This is a genomic window from Streptomyces sp. NPDC044061 (genome assembly GCF_056434305.1).
The window spans coordinates 98,126-114,619 of record NZ_JBWKFL010000006.1; the positions used below are offsets into that span (position 1 = coordinate 98,126).

The following is a 16,494-nucleotide window of genomic DNA, read 5'->3' on the forward strand; positions in this document are numbered from 1 at the left end:
GGACAAACTGGGAGGGGAGGGGGCGTGGTCGTTGAGAAGAGGGGGAGACCTGGGGGGGGCCATGGGGCCGGCTTCGGGGGCGGGAGGAGACGGCGGCCCCCCCCCCCCCCGCCCCCCGCACACCCTATGGACTAGACCAACACCGGGTCCGCCGGTATATAGAGGAGATCACGGACCGTGCGGATGGAGCCCTGACACACGAAGCCGTGCCACGATGTGAGCCGTGGCCGATGGGATGTCGGTCGCTTTCGGCATCAGGAGCCGGGAAGGCAGAGCATGAGCACCGAGGTCGGCAGTGCGGAGAACGAGGCCGGGACGACCGTCCGTACCGCGCGTGTGCCCAAGTACTACCGCTTGAAGAAGCACCTGCTCGACATGACGGAGACGCAGGCGCCGGGTACGCCGGTCCCGCCCGAGCGCACGCTGGCGGCCGAGTTCGACACCTCCCGCACCACCGTCCGCCAGGCCCTGCAGGAACTCGTGGTCGAGGGCCGGCTCGAGCGCATCCAGGGCAAGGGCACCTTCGTCGCCAAGCCGAAGGTCTCGCAGGCGCTGCAGCTCACCTCGTACACCGAGGACATGCGGGCCCAGGGCCTGGAGCCCACCTCCCAGCTGCTGGACATCGGCTACATCACGGCCGACGACCGGCTGGCCGAGCTGCTCGACATAACGGCGGGCGGGCGCGTGCTGCGCATCGAGCGACTGCGCATGGCCAACGCCGAGCCGATGGCCATCGAGACCACCCATCTGTCGGCCAAGCGCTTCCCGGCCCTCAGGCGCTCCCTGGTGAAGTACACGTCCCTGTACACGGCCCTCGCCGAGGTCTACGACGTCCATCTCGCGGAGGCCGAGGAGACCATCGAGACCTCCCTGGCCACCCCGCGCGAGGCGGGCCTGCTCGGCACCGACGTGGGCCTGCCGATGCTGATGCTCTCCCGTCACTCCCTGGACCGTGAGGGCAAGCCGGTGGAGTGGGTGCGGTCCGTGTACCGCGGTGACCGGTACAAGTTCGTGGCGCGTCTGAAGCGCCCGGCGGAGTGAAGCGGTCCGCGGACCGAAGCAATCGCGGGCTCAACCGCGTTGGCGTCTTCACACCTCAACCCCGAAATCGACATACCGATATGCGGACGAGGTCTTCCGCTGCCGTGACACCGTCACCTAGATTGCCTGCGCATTACACAGGTGATCAGCGAGGGGACGGAGCCGTGGCATGTCCGAAACGCCTGAAGTGAGACCACCGGTGGTGACACCGGTCCGCGTGATCATCGCTCTCTGTCTCGTCGCGCCCTTCGTGGCGATGCTGTGGGTGGGCTCGTACGCCAAGACGGACCCCGCGTTCATCGGGATCCCGTTCTTCTACTGGTACCAGATGCTGTGGGTGCTGATCTCCACCGCGCTCACCCTGCTCGCGTACAAGCTGTGGCAGCGTGACCAGGGCGCCCGCAGGGCGACCGCGGACAAGGGGGCGGCGAAGTGAAGGACGGCGTCAACGGCGTCGCACTCGGCGTCTTCATCTTCTTCTTCCTGGCCGTCACGGTCATGGGCTTCCTGGCCGCGCGCTGGCGCAAGGCCGACAACGAGCACTCCCTGGACGAATGGGGCCTCGGCGGACGGTCGTTCGGCACCTGGATCACCTGGTTCCTGCTCGGCGGCGACCTGTACACGGCGTACACCTTCGTCGCCGTCCCGGCGGCGATCTACGCGGCGGGCGCGGCGGGCTTCTTCGCGGTGCCGTACACGATCCTGGTCTACCCGCTGATCTTCACGTTCCTGCCCCGCCTGTGGTCGGTCTCGCACCGCCACGGCTACGTCACGACCTCGGACTTCGTGCGCGGCCGCTTCGGCTCGAAGGGCCTGTCGCTGGCCGTGGCGCTCACCGGCATCCTCGCGACGATGCCGTACATCGCGCTCCAGCTCGTCGGCATCCAGGCGGTGCTGGACGTGATGGGCGTCGGCGGCGGCGAGAACACCAACTGGTTCGTGAAGGACCTGCCGCTGCTCATCGCCTTCGGCGTGCTGGCCGCGTACACGTACTCGTCGGGTCTGCGCGCCCCCGCCCTGATCGCGTTCGTGAAGGACACGCTGATCTACATCGTCATCGCGGTGGCGATCATCTACATCCCGATCAAGCTGGGCGGGTTCGATGACGTCTTCGCCAAGGCGGGTGACGCGTTCAGCCAGGTCAACCCGGCCACCGGCAAGCCGCGCGGCGCGCTCGCCCCGCCGGAGGCCGGCCAGTGGACCTACGCCACCCTGGCGCTCGGCTCCGCCCTCGCCCTGTTCATGTACCCGCACTCGATCACCGCGACGCTGTCGTCCAAGAGCCGTGAGGTGATCCGCCGCAACACCACGCTCCTGCCGCTGTACTCGCTGATGCTGGGCCTGCTCGCGCTGCTCGGCTTCATGGCGATCGCGGCCGGAGTGAAGGTGACCAACGGGCAGTTGGCGATTCCGCAGCTGTTCGAGAACATGTTCCCGGACTGGTTCGCGGGTGTGGCCTTCGCGGCGATCGGGATCGGCGCCCTGGTGCCCGCGGCCATCATGTCCATCGCGGCGGCCAACCTCTTCACGCGCAACATCTACAAGGACTTCATCAAGCCGGACGCGACGCCCCAGCAGGAGACCCGGGTGTCCAAGATCGTGTCGCTGCTGGTGAAGGTGGGCGCGCTGGTCTTCGTCCTGACGATGGACAAGACCGTGGCCATCAACTTCCAGCTGCTGGGCGGCATCTGGATCCTGCAGACCTTCCCGGCCCTGGTCGGCGGCCTGTTCACCCGCTGGTTCCACCGCTGGGCGCTGCTCGCCGGCTGGGCGGTCGGCATGGTGTACGGCACGTTCGCCGCGTACGGGGTGGCCTCGCCGACCCAGAAGCACTTCGGCGGCTCGGCGAAGGAGATCCCGGGCATCGGGGAGATCGGCTACATCGGCCTCACGGCCTTCGTCCTCAACGTCGCCGTCACGGTGGTCCTCACCTTCGTCCTGAAGGCCCTGAAGGCCCCGGAGGGCATCGACGAGACCAACCCGGGCGACTACACGGCCGACGCCGGCGACGCGGGCGTCCAGGTGGAGCTTCCGCCCGCCACCGCGGGAAGCGCCCACTAGCGCTCCCCCACAGGCGCGGGGAACCGCGCCCAGACAGCACGACGAACCCGCAGCGGGCCGCCGAGACCGAGCAGCACGGCGGCCCGCTCTTCGTGTGCGCGTGCGCACGGGGCCACCCGGCGGACATCACTCTCCTCATCCGGGAGTTGACCCTCCGAAGCGGCGGCGACACAACATCTGGGGGTGACACCACGACCCGGCACTAGATGTATGCTCATCCTCGCTGTCGCCGCAGGGGAATCCGGTGCGAATCCGGAACTGTCCCGCAACGGTGTACTTGCGTGCATCCGCACGCCTGTTCAGTCCGAGGACCTGTCGCCAGCACGCGCCCGGCCGTCCGGCTCGGGTGCTCATCGACGTCCGGGCCTCGTGGAGTGGGCCGGTGGACGCGACGCCGTGCGCGCTCGTGCTGCCCCCTGCCCTCCGCAAGGCCCCCGTGCCGAGCGAGGGAGAGCCCCACGTGACCATCGCGCCAGCCGATCCGGCTTCAGTCGGCGACCTGAAGACCGACGGTCCCGGTACCGCGCTGCTGCGGACCCTGACCGAGCTGACCGCCGACCTCCCCGACGCCGACCCCGGCCGGGTCGCCGCGGCCGCGCTGCGCGGCCGGTCCGCACGGGCTGACGAGGCGGAGTTGCGCGAGCTGGCCACGGAGGCGGCCGCCGGACTCATCTCCGAGGACCCCGCCTACTCCCGGCTGGCCGCCCGGCTGCTGACCGTCTCCATCAGGGCCGAGGCCGCCTCCCAGGGCGTCACCTCCTTCACCGGGTCCGTCGCCGTGGGCCACCGCGAGGGCCTGGTCGCCGACCGCACCGCGGAGTTCGTGCGGCTGCACGCCGAGCGGCTGGACTCGCTGATCGACACGGCGGCCGACGACCGCTTCGGCTACTTCGGCCTGCGCACCCTGCACAGCCGCTACCTGCTCCGGCACCCCATCACCCGGCAGGTGATCGAGACGCCCCAGCACTTCATGCTGCGGGTCGCCGCGGGCCTCGCCGAGGACGACACCGCCCGCTCCGTGGACGAGGTCGCGGCGCTCTACGGGCTCATGAGCCGCCTCGACTATCTGCCCTCCTCCCCCACGCTCTTCAACTCCGGCACCCGGCACCCGCAGATGTCGTCCTGCTACCTCCTCGACTCCCCGCTGGACGAGCTGGACTCCATCTACGACCGCTACCACCAGGTCGCCCGCCTCTCCAAGCACGCCGGCGGCATCGGTCTGTCGTACTCCCGCATCCGCAGCCGGGGTTCGCTGATCCGCGGCACCAACGGGCACTCCAACGGCATCGTCCCGTTCCTGAAGACCCTGGACGCCTCGGTGGCGGCCGTGAACCAGGGCGGCCGGCGCAAGGGCGCGGCCGCGGTGTACCTGGAGACCTGGCACTCCGACATCGAGGAGTTCCTGGAGCTGCGGGACAACACCGGTGAGGACGCCCGCCGTACGCACAACCTGAACCTCGCGCACTGGATCCCGGACGAGTTCATGCGCCGGGTCAACGCCGACGAGCAGTGGTCGCTGTTCTCCCCGGCGGACGTGCCGGAGCTGGTGGACCTGTGGGGCGAGGAGTTCGACGCGGCCTACCGCAAGGCGGAGGCGAACGGGCTCGCCAGGAAGACGATCCCGGCCCGCGACCTGTACGGCCGCATGATGCGCACCCTCGCGCAGACCGGCAACGGCTGGATGACCTTCAAGGACGCCGCCAACCGCACGGCCAACCAGACGGCGACCGCGGGCCACGTCGTGCACTCCTCCAACCTCTGCACGGAGATCCTGGAGGTCACGGACGACGGGGAAACGGCGGTCTGCAACCTGGGCTCGGTCAACCTCGGCGCCTTCGTGACGAACGGCGATCTCGACTGGGACCGCCTCGACGAGACGGTCCGCACGGCCGTCACCTTCCTCGACCGCGTGGTCGACATCAACTTCTACCCGACCGAGCAGGCGGGCCGCTCCAACGCCAGGTGGCGTCCGGTGGGCCTGGGTGCGATGGGTCTGCAGGACGTCTTCTTCAAGCTGCGCCTGCCCTTCGACTCACCCGAGGCGAAGGCCCTGTCCACGCGGATCGCCGAGCGCATCATGCTCGCCGCGTACGAGGCCTCCGCCGACCTGGCCGAGCGCAACGGCCCGCTGCCGGCCTGGGAGAAGACCCGCACCGCCCGGGGCGTCCTGCACCCCGACCACTACGACGTGGAGCTGACCTGGCCGGAGCGGTGGGCCGCCCTGCGCGAGCGGATCGCCTCCGTCGGCCTGCGCAACGCGCTGCTCCTCGCGATCGCGCCCACCGCGACCATCGCCTCCATCGCGGGCGTCTACGAGTGCATCGAGCCGCAGGTGTCCAACCTGTTCAAGCGCGAGACGCTGTCCGGTGAGTTCCTGCAGGTCAACTCGTATCTGGTGAAGGATCTGAAGGAGCTGGGGGTCTGGGACGCCCGGACCCGGGAGGCGCTGCGCGACTCCAATGGCTCGGTGCAGGACTTCGCGTGGATCCCGGCCGACGTAAGGGCGCTGTACCGCACGGCGTGGGAGATCCCGCAGCGCGGTCTGATCGACATGGCGGCGGCCCGCACCCCGTTCCTGGACCAGGCGCAGTCCCTGAACCTGTTCCTGGAGACGCCGACCATCGGCAAGCTCTCCTCGATGTACGCGTACGCCTGGAAGTCGGGCCTGAAGACGACGTACTACCTGCGCTCGCGCCCGGCGACCCGGATCGCCCGCGCCGCGCAGGCGCAGACCCAGAAGACCATCCCCGTCCAGCAGGTCACCGACCCCGACGCGGTCGCCTGCTCCCTGGAAAACCCCGAGTCCTGCGAGGCCTGCCAGTAATGACCACCCGTAACCAGAACCTCCTCGACCCGGGCTTCGAGCTGACCCTGCGTCCCATGCGCTACCCGGACTTCTACGAGCGCTACCGGGACGCCATCAAGAACACCTGGACCGTGGAGGAGGTCGACCTCCACTCGGACGTCGCCGACCTCGCCAAGCTGACGCCGGCCGAGCAGCACCTGATCGGCCGTCTGGTGGCCTTCTTCGCCACGGGCGACTCGATCGTCGCGAACAACCTGGTGCTGACGCTGTACAAGCACATCAACTCCCCCGAGGCGCGGCTCTACCTGAGCCGTCAGCTCTTCGAGGAGGCCGTGCACGTCCAGTTCTATCTGACGCTGCTCGACACGTACCTGCCCGACCCGGACGACCGGACGGCGGCCTTCGCGGCCGTGGAGAACATTCCCTCCATCCGCGAGAAGGCCGGGTTCTGCTTCAAGTGGATCAACGAGGTCGAGAAGCTGGAGCGGCTGGAGTCCCGGGCCGACCGCCGGCGCTTCCTGCTCAACCTCATCTGCTTCGCCGCGTGCATCGAGGGCCTGTTCTTCTACGGCGCCTTCGCGTACGTCTACTGGTTCCGCAGCCGGGGCCTGCTGCACGGTCTGGCCACCGGCACCAACTGGGTGTTCCGCGACGAGACGATGCACATGTCCTTCGCCTTCGACGTGGTCGACACCGTCCGCAAGGAGGAGCCGGACCTCTTCGACGACGAGTTGCAGCAGCAGGTCACCGACATGCTGCGGGAGGCCGTCGAGGCCGAGCTGCAGTTCGCGCGCGACCTGTGCGGTGACGGCCTTCCCGGCATGAACACCGACTCGATGCGGCAGTACCTCGAGTGCGTCGCCGACCAGCGCCTGACGCGTCTCGGCTTCGCCCCGGTGTACGGCTCGGAGAACCCGTTCTCCTTCATGGAGCTGCAGGGCGTTCAGGAGCTGACGAACTTCTTCGAGCGCCGCCCGTCGGCGTACCAGGTCGCGGTGGAGGGCACCGTCGACCTGGACGAGGACTTCTGAGGCCTCCTTTCCCCACGGGCCTCCTGGGCCCTCCTGATCTGACGGTCGATGATCCTGTCGCGCAGGATGCCGATCACCGCCGGGAGGACCAGGAGGCCCAGGATCCCGATCACGGCGATCATTCCGAGCAGTCCTTCTGTCTGTGCCGTAGTCATGACACCACTGTCGCGCGGGACACTCCTTACCAACAGTGGCAGGACTGCCGTACACCCTCGATTTACTGCCACCGTCGAGGCACACTGGCAGCATGCTGCGAAACGTGGTCGCCGTCCTCCTCGACGGCGTGAATCCCTTCGAGCTGGCGGTCGTCTGCGAGGTCTTCGGGACCGACCGCAGCGACGAGGGCCTACCGGTGTACGACTTCGCGGTCGCCTCGGCCGAGGGTCCGACGCTGCGCTCGCACGCGGGTTTCTCGCTGCAGGTCGAGCACGGCCTGGAGCGCCTGGAGCAGGCCGACCTGATCGCCGTGCCGGCCGGGTCCTGCTACGACTCCCGGGAGTTCCCGCCCGAGCTGCTGGCGGCCCTGCGCCGCGGGGTGGACCGCGGCGCCCGGGTGCTCAGCGTCTGCTCGGGCGTCTTCGTGCTCGCCGCGGCCGGGCTGCTGGACGGCCGGCGGTGCGCCGTGCACTGGCACCACGCGGACGAGCTGGCCCGGCAGTACCCGCGGCTGACCGTCGAGCCCGACGTGCTCTACGTCGACGAGGACCCGGTGATCACCTCCGCCGGCACCGCGGCCGGCATCGACGCCTGTCTGCACCTCGTACGCAAGGAACAGGGCCCGGAGGTCGCCAACCGGATCGCCCGGCGGATGGTGGTGCCGCCGCACCGGGACGGCGGGCAGGCGCAGTACATCGAGCGGCCGCTGCCCAAGGCCCCGTGCGACACCGTCGGCGAGGTCCTGGTGTGGATGGAGGAGCACCTCGACGAGGAGGTGACCGTCGAGCAGCTCGCCGCCCGCGCCCACATGGCCCCGCGCACCTTCGCCCGGCGCTTCCAGCAGGAGACGGGAACCACCCCGTACCGCTGGATCCTGCGTCAACGGGTACTGCTCGCACAGGAGTTGCTGGAGGGAACGGACGAGACGGTGGACGCGGTCGCCGCGCGCACCGGGTTCGGCACGGCGGCCGCGCTGCGCCACCAGTTCGTCCGCGCGCTCGGTACGACACCCAACGCCTACCGGCGCGCGTTCCGGGGCCCGCAGGCCGCCTGAGCGTGCGCCGGTGCCGGGCGACTCACCAGGGCACCGGGTTCAGCAGCAGCCGGTGCGGCCGGAGCGTGATGCCCACGCGGGTGTGGTCGTTCGACCCGCCGACCTGCTCGAAGCGGTACTTCGCCGAGATCGCCGCGGTGATCAGGCTCAGCTGGGCCATGGAGAAGTGGTCGCTGGGGCACTTGCGGTTGCCGACGCTGAAGGGGCTCATGGCGTACTTCGGTACGTCCTTGGCCCGCTCGGGCAGCCAGCGGTCGGGGTCGAAGTCGAGGTGCCGGTCGTAGGAGCGGGCGTCCCGCTGGATGGCGTAGGGGCTGTAGACGATGTCCGCCCCGGCGGGAATGCGATAGCCGCCGAGCGCGGTGTCCGTCACCGCGCGCCGCGTCAATATCCATACGGCGGGCCGCAAACGCATCGCCTCGACCACGACATTGTTGGTGTGCCGCAGCGCCCGGACGTCTTCGAATCCGACCGGTCGACCACCGGTCACGGATTCGACCTCGGCACGCACCTTCTCGGCGTGTTCCGGGTGTTCGGCGAGCACCTGGAGCAGCCACATGATCGTGGACGCGACAGTTTCGCTGCCTGGGGTAACTATCGCCACCACCTGATCGTGGATCTCCTGTTCCCCGATGGGGTCGCCATTGTCGTCCTTTGCCTCCAGCAAGGCCGTCAGCAAATCGTCCGGCTTTTGACCAGATGCCCTCCGCTCGGCGATGATCTCGTCGACCAGCAGATGCAAATCGGCCAGTGCCCGGTTGAATTCACGGTTGGCCGGGAACGGCAGCCGGTACAGCGGCCCGAGCGGGATGACCATCCTGCGGTACATACCACGGAAGACGGTCGCGAGATCGGTGCTCAGCCGTTCCGCCCGTTCGTCCATGTACTCGCCGCGCAGCAGGCAGCGGGCGGCGATGCGCACGGCGACCCGGAACGACTCCGAGGTGCAGTCGACGGTCTCACCCGGCTTCCACCGCTCGGTCAGCGCGTGCGCCTCCTCCTCCATCACCGGGCCGTAGGCGGGGACGGCGTCGAGCCGGAACGCGGGCTGGATGGTGCGCCGCTGGCGGCGGTGGCGGGGGCCGTTGGCGGTGGCCACGCCCTCCTTGCCGAGCAGGCCTTCCAGGGACTCCCACAGCGGTCCGTCGATCTTGTAGTCGGGGCTGAGCGCGAGTGCGCCGGTGAGCGCCGGAGTGGTGACGGCGTACACCGTCTTGGGGCCGAGCCGCAGGCGCACCACGTCGCCGTGCTCGCGCAGCCCGGACATGAAGGCGAGGGGATCACGGACCAGCCTCAGGCCGTGACCGAGGCCCGGTAGGGCACCGCCGGCGAGGGGCGGTTCGCGCAGTTCGGACGTCTTCGGGGGCACGGGCTTCACAGACTCGACGGTCATTTCTCACCTGCCGCTTCGTTGTTGACGTACGGGGGCGTGGACCGGTCGTCCCAGCTGTCGACCATGTACCGGCCGGACTCGTGATGGAACCAGTAGACGGAGCTGAACCAGTTCCGCATATTTCCGACGCAGGCCTGCACGGCGACGCTCAATTCCTTTCCCTGCGCCGTGCCGTCGGCGAAGCTGTCGGCGAACCGCAGGGCCTCCCGCTCGGCTTCGATGAATTCATCGACGCATTTCTCGACGCGCCTTCTGATTTCTTCCACCGCTTCTTCGAGCGTCAGCCCCTCATGACTGACGAGACTGATTCCGAGATTGTGCACCTCGTCGCCCGCTATCTCCTTCGGAAGTGAGCAGAGGTCGTTGTACCAGGCGGCGAATTCCTGGCTCAGCAACGCCGGGCGGCGATAGGCCGGATTCTTTCTCACGGCGTCCGGGAGTTCACGTCCGGCGCTCGGCTCCAGCAGGTCCGTCCATATCCAGTGCGCGAAGGTGAGCCGGCGCAGGGCCAGGTACTCCTCGACCCTCGGGACGTAACCCTCGGTCCGGTTGCGGAACTCGCGGTCGTAGGCCTCGATCACCTCGTGGAAGTGCCGGGCGAACCGCTGGTTCCAGGTGCGTGGCAGGAAGGAGTACAACCGCACCACGCTGTCCGCGAACCCCGCCACCAGGGGGTCCGGGTGGTGCAGATGGTGCCGGGGTGCGCCCAGTGCCGCGTGCAGGCGGTACCTCAGGCGCCGCCAGTCGGCCGTCCGGCCGTGCACGATGTCACGGTCGTGGCGGTCGTCCCAGACGAAGAACCAGGCGCTGTAGTCGGCTATGGCCTGCAGCACCTCGTCGGGGGCGCCCAGGTAGTACCCCGCCATGAGGTCGGTGTAGCAAAGGCCGTCGGCATATTCCCGCACCTTGTCCGCCGGCATGAGCCGTTTTTCCAGCAACCACTGCCGGGTCTTCTCCTGGAGCTTCGGCCAATACGGGTGGAGTTGTCGCGGAAACAGGTCCTCGATCGCTGGGAGGGCGAGAGACGGCGGTACTGCGACCGCGGTCGACGATGTGGTGCCGTGTGAGAAAGCGTGCACGAACAGTCCCCTCTCAGCCGCCAGGAGCGCAACACCCCTCCTTGCCGTGCCGGGCGTGCGCCGTTGCGTATCCCCGCCCTTCCATTCAGCACCACAACTGACCGTTGAGGGAACGGATTTGCCTCACTCAACACCCCAACTGCCGGGATTCATGCGACGAACAAATGAACGACGCCCGGTCGGGACGGATCCCGAACCGGGCGTCGCGGTGGACGTCGTGGCTGCTCCCGCAGGGTCGCCGTACGTCTCGGCCGTGCGTCTCAGCCGTTGGCGACCACGGGGTAGCGTGGCTCGTTCTCGGCCATCTGCCGCAGCGCGTCCTTGCGGTCACGCTTGGACAGCCGGTCGATGTACAGGTAGCCGTACAGGTGGTCGGTCTCGTGCTGCAAACACCGTGCGAAGTAGCCGGTGCCGCGGACCTTGATCGGGTTGCCCTTCTCGTCCTGGCCGGTCACCTCGGCGTAGTCGGGGCGCGCGAGCGGCGCGTACGCCGTGGGCACGGACAGGCAGCCCTCGTTGCTGTCGTCCAGCCGGCGCCGGTCGGCGGGCAGGTCGACCAGCTTCGGGTTGCACACCACGCCGACGTGCCGGACACCCTCGTCGTCCTGGCAGTCGTAGACGAAGACCTTCAGGTCGACACCGATCTGGTTGGCGGCCAGGCCCACGCCCTCGGCGGTGCGCTGGCTGGCGAACATGTCCGCGATCAGCTGGTCCAGCTCCTCGCCGAACTCGGTGACGTCCTGGCACTCCTTGTGCAGGACGGGGTTGCCGACGACGGTGATCGGCCGCGAGGTGCCGCGCTCGCGCCAGGCGTTCTCGCGCTCCTCACAGTTCTCCGTGTCGACGACGTACCCCTCGTCGTCGACGGGGAGCACGCCCGCGTGCTGCTGATCGGTGTCCTGCTGCGCCATGACCGACGTAAGCCTTCCTGCACAAATACTGGGAGTGATGCTGATACAGGGTACGTGCAGCGTCCCGCCGGGGGCGCGGGGAACGGCTCGACCGGCCACGACGGCCCGCGGGCCGGGAGACGGCGTCAGCAGACCTCTTCGAGATCCCGCCAGTCACGCGAGTCCGGGCTGTCAGCGACCCAGCCGTCCAGCAACCCCCGGACCAGCGAAGCCGGCGCGGCCACTCCGCACTCCCGCTCCGGCACCCACAGCTGGCCGTCCGTGCGGTGGCCGAGCGGCCCGGGATGCCCCGGCTCGCTGTGGTCGTGCGGGTCCAGATGCACGCCGTCGCCCTCGTCCGAGGGCATCCGCGACTCCGAGCACATGCGGCACAGCAGCCGCACCGAGGAGGACCAGTCCTCCGCCGCGAACCCCGCGTCGGCGGCCAGCTGCTCCAGGGCGTCCCGGTCGGCCTCGGTGGCCGCCTCCAGCAGGACCACCCAGGTGGGCACCGGCGAGGGCGCCCACAGCTCGATCTCGTCGAAGACCGGGTAGGAGTGCCCCGCGGACGTCGTGCGCTCGCCGTGCGGGACGCCGTCGTGCAGCACGACCTCCCCCCAGCGCCGCCCGGACGACGGAAGCGGGATGGACAGCACCTCGATCCGCGCCGGGTCCAGCCTGCGGCCCCACACCACCTCGGCCTCGCCCTCCGGCGAGAGCCGCACGGCCGCGCTGCCCAGTTCCATGCCGAGCGGCTCGCCCGAGGCGGTGGCGCCGCCCGGCACCCGCAGTCCGTACGCCTGCCAGGCGCGGCGGGCCAGCGGCCAGTCCTGCAGGGCGGTCGCGGCGATGCCCACGTTCCACCAGTCGGGAGCGCCGGTCTCCCGGTCGAGGAGGGCCACGGCGCGCAGTCCGGCCGCGCGGGCCTGCTCCCAGTCGTGCCGGAACTTGTGCAGCAGGGCGAGGTTGAACCAGGACTCCGCCAGCCAGGGTTCCAGGTCGGCGGCGCGTGTCAGCAGCTCGCCCGCGTCCTCGTACCGGCCGTCGCCGATCAGCGTGAACGCCCTGTCGGTGGCCTGCCGCCAGGAGGCGGAGGGCCGGTGCCGTCCCTTGCCGAAGATCCTCACGATTCCCGCCTGCCAGTTCCAGTTCCGCACGTGGGCTGGCTTGTGCCCCCGAACACCCTCTCCCTCGCATCCAACCACGTAGGGCGTGAGAGGCGCTCATTACCCATGGGTTACCCCGTCGCGGGCCGGGTCAGACAGTCCCGCCCGTCTCCCGCCGCCACTCTCGGCCGTGGTGCCGCCGCGCCGGCCCCCGCCCTGGGACAGTACCCGGACGAGCGACTCCACGACCTCCGGAGCGTAGTCCCCGGCGCCGGCCAGGCGCAGCTCCTCCAGGGCGCGCAGCGGCCCGTCGGGCCCGGCGTCCCGGGCCTTCTCCTCGTACGCGTTGACGGCGCGGACGATCCGGGCGGCGAGCGGCTGGTCCCGGCAGGGGTCGGCCTGCCGCTCCACGACCACGGCGACCGCCGCGTCCACCCCTGTCTGCCGTACGACGGCCCCGCCGAGCAGCGCGATGCGCCGCTGCTCCTCGCGGGGCAGGTCGGCGGTGGCGCCGGCCGGCACGGGGTCGACCAGGCTGAGCTGGCCGATGTCGTGCATGAGGGCCGCGTGCTCCAGGACGGTCAGGGTGGGTCCGGACAGGCCCAGGTCACGGCCGACTGCCAGGCTGAGCGCGGCGACGCGGCGGGCGTGCCCGGTGGGGGTGCAGCCGGCTATCTCGGTGGCCCGGGCGAGGGAGGCGATGGTCTGCCGGTAGGTGGCGCGTACGGCGGCGTAGCGGCGGACGGAGAGCTGGGTGAGCAGCAGGGGCAGGCAGAACACCGGCAGGGCCCACAGTCCGGCGACGGCGACCCCGAGCGCCATCACCGCGCCGGTCGCGCACACGGCGGATCCGATGCCGCGCAGTCCGCGCAGTTGGTCGCGCAGCAGCGGGCCGAAGGGCCAGCCGGTCCGGGAGTGGGCGAGGGCGGCGGCGAGGACGGCGTCGCACAGGGCGGTGAGGACGAGCAGGGAGACGAGCAGCAGGGCGTAGGCGGGGCCGCTCCAGGAGTCGAACACGCCCTTGTTGGACAGGGGTTGGAAGCAGACGGCGGCGAAGCCGACGGTCAGGACGCGGCGGGCGAGGTGGTCGAGCGTCGGGGTGCGTCCGCACCAGATGTGGGGGACGCCGCCGAGCAGCGAGGCGGCGAGGACGATGGTGACGACCTGCGGAGCGTCGTGCAGCGTCTGGTGCCCCGCGTCGGGCCCGAGCAGGGCGTACGACAGCGATCCGGCGGTGCCGAGCGGTGCGGCCTGCCGTACCTGCGGGCCGCTCCACCGGGTCAGTTCGCCGACGGCTATGAGCACACCGAAGGCGAGGGCGACCCGCCGGTCGGCTATGCCGCTCCACAGGGTGGCGGCGAGGGAGGCCGCGGCGGTGAGCGCCGCGGACGTGTGGATGACCCGGAGGGCGGTCATCGGACGGCCCCGCTGCGGCTGCCGGCCACCGGCTGCTGGGCGGGGACCGCCTGCGCCGTCTCGTCCGCCGTGACGGCCGGGTGCCAGCCGTGGCGGCGCAGGGCACGGGCGAGCGCCGTGACCATGCGGGGGTCGAACTGGGAACCGGCGCACCGCTCCAGCTCCGTGACCGCCGTCTCGACCGGGCGGGCCCTGCTGTAGGAGCGGGTGGAGGTCATCGCGTCGAAGGCGTCCGCCACGGCCACCACCCGGGCGCACTCGGGGATCTGGCCGCCCGCCAGGCCGTACGGGTAGCCGCTGCCGTCGAGCCGTTCGTGGTGGTGCAGGATCGCCGCGCGGGCCTCGCCGAGGAAGGAGATCCCGCGGACCATCTCGTGGCCGTACTCGGGATGCAGCTCGATGATCCGCCGTTCCTCGGGGGTCAGCGGGCCGTCCTTGCGCAGCAGCCGGGTGGGCACGCCGAGCTTGCCGACGTCGTGCAGGATGCCGGCGAAGCGCAGCACCTCGACGCGTTCGTCGTCCATGCCGAGTTCGCGGGCGATCATCACGGAGGCCCGGCCGACCCGCTCGCTGTGACCGCGGGTGTAGCCGTCCTTGATGTCGACGGCCTGCACCAGCGCGCGAATGGTGGCCTGATGGGCGGCCCGCTCCCGGTGGTACTGGGCGAAGACCCAGCAGGAGACGCACATCGGCAGCAGCACGAGCAGCGCGGCGCCGGGCCCGTACCGGCTGCGCCACAGCACGGCCATCATCAGCCCGGCGAGTCCGTGCACCGCGACCGGCGCGAGGGAGCGGGACAGCAGCCCGCGCCAGGCCCGGCGCAGGGGCACTCGCTCGGCGGCAGCCAGGATCCCGCCGTCGAGCGCGGCGAGCACCAGGCAGAAGGCGAGGACGGCCGCCCCCGCGGGCACGAGGGCGTAGGGGAAGTCGCAGGCCACGACGGCGTCCCGGCCGCCGAGCGACCAGTGGACCCGGGCGGCGCCCCACACGGCGAGCGAGGGCTGTGCGGCCCGCCACACGCGGCGCAGCCACACGGGCCGTTCCTCGACGCGGGCGAGCAGGGCGGCCGGCAGCGGCACGAGCGCGGCGGCGGGCGGGGGCAGCAGGAAGGCCCCGGCGAGCAGGACGGGGTAGAAGGTGCCGCCGAGGCGGCGCCGTACGACGTGCTCGCAGGCCGCGTACAGCGCGGCGAGCAGGGCGAGCGCCCACCAGGGCGTGTGCGTGGCCGGAAGCCGCAGGACGCAGGCGAGGGACAGCAGGGCGACGCAGGCCACCCAGACCCGTGCTCTCGCCGGAACCGCCTCCATCGCGCTCCTCCCCCGGACCACGCCTGTCCAGGCTCGGAGCCTAGGGCGGGAATCGGGGGATCCGGGGGCTTATGACCCGAGGATTAGCACGTTCGGGTGACGGCCGGCGGTCGGCTCGTGGTCAGCTCTCCTGAGCGGTGGCGGTCACGTCGTGCTCGGGCACGGTCTGCCCGGAACGGATCAGATCGATCCGCCCCATGACCTTCGCGCGCAGGTCCGCGGGCACGTCGTCATGGCCGCAGCACCGCTTGACCAGCTTCTTCACGGCCTGCTCCAGGCCGTACTTCTCCAGGCACGGCGAGCATTCCTCGAAGTGGTGCTGGAACTTGTCGCGATCGACGTCCGGCATCTCGCTGTCGAGGAACTCGTACAGGTGGTCGAGGACCTCACTGCAGTCCGTCTCGTGCGGCTCTCCGCAGCTCATGAGCCCGAGCCTTTCGCTTCGTTCGACTCTCCGGCGCCGGCCGGGACCAGCCCGCGCTCACGGGCGTAGTCCTCGAGCATGCCGCGCAGTTGCCGGCGGCCCCGGTGCAGCCGGGACATCACCGTACCGATGGGTGTCCCCATGATGTCCGCGATCTCCTTGTACGCAAAGCCCTCCACGTCCGCGAGATAGACGGCGATGCGGAACTCCTCGGGGATCGCCTGCAGCGCTTCCTTCACGTCCGAGTCGGGCAGGTGGTCGAGCGCCTGCGACTCGGCGGAGCGCAGACCCGTCGACATGTGCGACTCGGCACGGGCGAGCTGCCAGTCCTCGATCTCCTCGGCCGCGCTGCGCTGGGGCTCGCGCTGCTTCTTGCGGTACGAGTTGATGAAGGTGTTGGTGAGGATCCGGTACAGCCACGCCTTGAGGTTGGTGCCCTCGCGGAACTGGTGGAAGGACGCGTACGCCTTGGCGTACGTCTCCTGCACCAGGTCCTCGGCGTCGGCCGGGTTGCGCGTCATGCGCAGCGCGGCCGAGTACATCTGGTCGAGGAATTCGAGCGCGTCCCGTTCGAAGCGCGCACTGCGCTGGGCGGTCGACTCCGCGCTGTCGCCCCGGCCCTCGGGCAGCTCCGCCTGGCCGTTGTCGGTCCCTGCGTCGGTCCCAGTGACCGGACCCACCTCCTCAAGATCCCGGGCAGGACCGAAACCGATCCCACTCGTTTCGGAGG

Annotated in this window: 14 protein-coding genes and 1 riboswitch; of the genes, 6 read left to right on the forward strand and 8 right to left on the reverse strand. The window is 70.2% G+C overall.

Translation table 11 applies throughout. From position 1 onward, the window contains the following. Positions 1-276: 276 nt before the first annotated feature. The 6 genes from AC07CM_RS11880 to AC07CM_RS11905 all read left to right on the forward strand — a co-directional run bounded on the left by AC07CM_RS11880 (position 277) and on the right by AC07CM_RS11905 (position 8,149). A complete protein-coding gene (locus AC07CM_RS11880) occupies positions 277-1,041 on the forward strand; it encodes a GntR family transcriptional regulator (protein WP_478876219.1) in 765 nt (254 codons plus the stop codon). A 169-nt stretch (positions 1,042-1,210) separates the two neighbouring features. Next, positions 1,211-1,477, forward strand: a complete 267-nt coding sequence (locus tag AC07CM_RS11885) for a DUF3311 domain-containing protein (RefSeq protein WP_478876220.1) — start codon at positions 1,211-1,213, stop codon at positions 1,475-1,477. Beyond that, a complete protein-coding gene (mctP, locus tag AC07CM_RS11890) occupies positions 1,474-3,102 on the forward strand; it encodes a monocarboxylate uptake permease MctP (protein WP_478876221.1) in 1,629 nt (542 codons plus the stop codon). The genes AC07CM_RS11885 and mctP overlap by 4 nt, the downstream gene beginning before the upstream one ends. Before the next feature lie 206 nt (positions 3,103-3,308). Next, a riboswitch (cobalamin riboswitch) is annotated at positions 3,309-3,436 on the forward strand. Between the two features lie 126 nt (positions 3,437-3,562). Beyond that, positions 3,563-5,926, forward strand: a complete 2,364-nt coding sequence (locus AC07CM_RS11895) for a ribonucleoside-diphosphate reductase subunit alpha (RefSeq protein WP_478876222.1) — start codon at positions 3,563-3,565, stop codon at positions 5,924-5,926. Next, the gene (locus tag AC07CM_RS11900) at positions 5,926-6,939 is read left to right on the forward strand and encodes a ribonucleotide-diphosphate reductase subunit beta (RefSeq protein WP_478876223.1); all 1,014 of its coding nucleotides are present in this window, start codon (positions 5,926-5,928) and stop codon (positions 6,937-6,939) included. The genes AC07CM_RS11895 and AC07CM_RS11900 overlap by 1 nt, the downstream gene beginning before the upstream one ends. A 247-nt stretch (positions 6,940-7,186) precedes the next feature. Continuing rightward, complete coding sequence (locus AC07CM_RS11905) at positions 7,187-8,149, forward strand: GlxA family transcriptional regulator (protein ID WP_478876224.1); 963 nt, start codon at positions 7,187-7,189, stop codon at positions 8,147-8,149. A 22-nt stretch (positions 8,150-8,171) separates the two neighbouring features. Here AC07CM_RS11905 and AC07CM_RS11910 read toward each other — a convergent pair whose 3' ends face one another. The 8 genes from AC07CM_RS11910 to sigR all read right to left on the reverse strand — a co-directional run bounded on the left by AC07CM_RS11910 (position 8,172) and on the right by sigR (position 16,444). Further along, positions 8,172-9,542, reverse strand: coding sequence for a bifunctional albaflavenone monooxygenase/terpene synthase (locus tag AC07CM_RS11910; protein WP_478876225.1), 1,371 nt, complete (start codon positions 9,540-9,542; stop codon positions 8,172-8,174). Then, the gene (gene cyc1 / locus AC07CM_RS11915) at positions 9,539-10,621 is read right to left on the reverse strand and encodes an epi-isozizaene synthase (protein WP_478876226.1); all 1,083 of its coding nucleotides are present in this window, start codon (positions 10,619-10,621) and stop codon (positions 9,539-9,541) included. Before cyc1 ends, AC07CM_RS11910 begins: the two co-directional genes overlap by 4 nt. A gap of 260 nt (positions 10,622-10,881) precedes the next feature. Beyond that, positions 10,882-11,532: a peptide deformylase gene (def, locus tag AC07CM_RS11920; protein WP_478876227.1), complete on the reverse strand. Its 651-nt coding sequence runs from the start codon at positions 11,530-11,532 to the stop codon at positions 10,882-10,884. Positions 11,533-11,657: 125 nt separating this feature from the next. Next, a complete protein-coding gene (locus AC07CM_RS11925) occupies positions 11,658-12,638 on the reverse strand; it encodes a hypothetical protein (protein ID WP_145883208.1) in 981 nt (326 codons plus the stop codon). A 99-nt stretch (positions 12,639-12,737) separates the two neighbouring features. Then, a complete protein-coding gene (locus tag AC07CM_RS11930) occupies positions 12,738-14,033 on the reverse strand; it encodes an HD-GYP domain-containing protein (protein WP_478876228.1) in 1,296 nt (431 codons plus the stop codon). Then, on the reverse strand, positions 14,030-15,340 hold the full coding sequence (locus AC07CM_RS11935; protein WP_478876229.1) for an HD-GYP domain-containing protein: 1,311 nt from the start codon (positions 15,338-15,340) through the stop codon (positions 14,030-14,032). The genes AC07CM_RS11930 and AC07CM_RS11935 overlap by 4 nt, the downstream gene beginning before the upstream one ends. Before the next feature lie 121 nt (positions 15,341-15,461). Then, on the reverse strand, positions 15,462-15,764 hold the full coding sequence (gene rsrA / locus AC07CM_RS11940; protein ID WP_468439396.1) for a mycothiol system anti-sigma-R factor: 303 nt from the start codon (positions 15,762-15,764) through the stop codon (positions 15,462-15,464). Further along, the gene (gene sigR / locus AC07CM_RS11945; protein WP_478876230.1) at positions 15,761-16,444 is read right to left on the reverse strand and encodes an RNA polymerase sigma factor SigR; all 684 of its coding nucleotides are present in this window, start codon (positions 16,442-16,444) and stop codon (positions 15,761-15,763) included. Before sigR ends, rsrA begins: the two co-directional genes overlap by 4 nt. Between the last annotated feature and the right edge of the window lie 50 nt (positions 16,445-16,494).

Excerpts from the sequence above, each read along its gene's own strand:
- AC07CM_RS11900 (WP_478876223.1), top strand. The coding sequence starts at position 5,926 with ATGACCACCCGTAACCAGAACCTCCTCGACCCGGGCTTCGAGCTGACC.
- AC07CM_RS11935 (WP_478876229.1), bottom strand. The coding sequence starts at position 15,340 with ATGGAGGCGGTTCCGGCGAGAGCACGGGTCTGGGTGGCCTGCGTCGCC.
- AC07CM_RS11930 (WP_478876228.1), bottom strand. The coding sequence starts at position 14,033 with ATGACCGCCCTCCGGGTCATCCACACGTCCGCGGCGCTCACCGCCGCG.
- AC07CM_RS11885 (WP_478876220.1), top strand. The coding sequence starts at position 1,211 with ATGTCCGAAACGCCTGAAGTGAGACCACCGGTGGTGACACCGGTCCGC.
- def (WP_478876227.1), bottom strand. The coding sequence starts at position 11,532 with ATGGCGCAGCAGGACACCGATCAGCAGCACGCGGGCGTGCTCCCCGTC.
- AC07CM_RS11880 (WP_478876219.1), top strand. The coding sequence starts at position 277 with ATGAGCACCGAGGTCGGCAGTGCGGAGAACGAGGCCGGGACGACCGTC.
- AC07CM_RS11905 (WP_478876224.1), top strand. The coding sequence starts at position 7,187 with ATGCTGCGAAACGTGGTCGCCGTCCTCCTCGACGGCGTGAATCCCTTC.
- rsrA (WP_468439396.1), bottom strand. The coding sequence starts at position 15,764 with ATGAGCTGCGGAGAGCCGCACGAGACGGACTGCAGTGAGGTCCTCGAC.
- AC07CM_RS11910 (WP_478876225.1), bottom strand. The coding sequence starts at position 9,542 with ATGACCGTCGAGTCTGTGAAGCCCGTGCCCCCGAAGACGTCCGAACTG.